Source organism: Mesorhizobium sp. M7A.F.Ca.CA.004.06.1.1 (assembly GCF_003999135.1).
In the GTDB taxonomy this organism is placed as follows: Bacteria; Pseudomonadota; Alphaproteobacteria; order Rhizobiales; family Rhizobiaceae; genus Mesorhizobium.
Genome location: NZ_RZPQ01001176.1, coordinates 1 through 1,126, shown reverse-complemented (window position 1 = coordinate 1,126; position 1,126 = coordinate 1). Strand labels below are relative to the sequence as shown.

1 protein-coding gene is annotated in these 1,126 nt (G+C 61.5%); it reads right to left on the bottom strand.

Annotated elements, in window-relative coordinates; genetic code table 11:
- Positions 1-1,024: L,D-transpeptidase family protein (locus EN906_RS34910; RefSeq protein ID WP_127375811.1), on the bottom strand; the 1,024-nt coding region annotated here is incomplete at its 3' end.
- Between the last annotated feature and the right edge of the window lie 102 nt (positions 1,025-1,126).

Here is a 1,126-nt window from a genome sequence, read left to right as displayed (position 1 = left end):
CATTCTGCACGCGCACGCAGCCCGAGGAATCGAAACGCAACATCTTGCCGAACAGGCTCTGCTGCGGCGTATCGTGCATGTAGACGCCGTCAGGGCTCGGGAAATTGATCTTCACCGAGGCCATGGCGTTTTCCGAGCCGGGATCCTGGCGGAAACGGTACTTGGCGGCGTCGTCGGTCGACCAGTCCACATTCATCGGATCGACTTCGCTGCCATCCGGCGCGAACAGGCGGATGTGGCTGTCCTTGAGATAATCGGGATCCTTCCGCATCAGCGGAATGATGTCCTTGCGGACGATCGAGACGGGCGCGTTCCAGTATGGATTGACGATGATCTCGTTGATCTTGGAATTGACGATCGGCGTCTGCCGGTCGATCTTGCCGACGATCGCGGTGTGGCGAAGCACGACGCGGTCGTTCTCGACCGCTTCGACCTGCGCTGCCGGAATGTCGACCAGCACGTAGCGGCTGCCCAGCGTGCCGGCCTTCTCGCGCAGCCGCTGCAAATTTGTCTGCAACTGGCCGAGCCGGATCTGCGCCGAAACGTTCATCGCCGCATAGGTGTATTTGCCGAGCGCACCATCGGCAGGTAGGCCATGGCGCAGCTGGAAACGCTTGACCGCCGAGTCGACATAGGAATCGAAGGCCGTCGAAATGCCGGCACTCTGCGACAGATCGCCGGAAACCATCAGCCGCTTGCGCAACGGCACCACATCCGGGTCATCGACGCCGAGCTGCAGCTTCTTGGTCGCGGGAACGTCGACCCAGCCGCCCTGCCCGACAATGTTCTGGTATTGCCCGACCGCCTGTTCCGTGAAGGCGACGGTCTGCGGGCTGAAGATCGGCAGCGTCGAGGCCACCTTGCCGCCCTCGCTGGCGCGGGCATCGAACTGGTCGTCCCAATTGCCGCGCGCGGAGGATTTCAGGATGTCACCGATCACATCCTGCGCATTGGCGCCGCCGGCGACCACTGCGGCTGCGAGCGCGGAGGCTCCGGAGAGGAAAAAACGACGGCTGGTTCTCATGGACGTTCCAGACATTTGTAGCAGTTCGATCACTTGCTGCGTTGATCACCGGGCGATCTCGCCCGCACTGTAAAATTGGCAATCTTAACAATAAGCCAACCA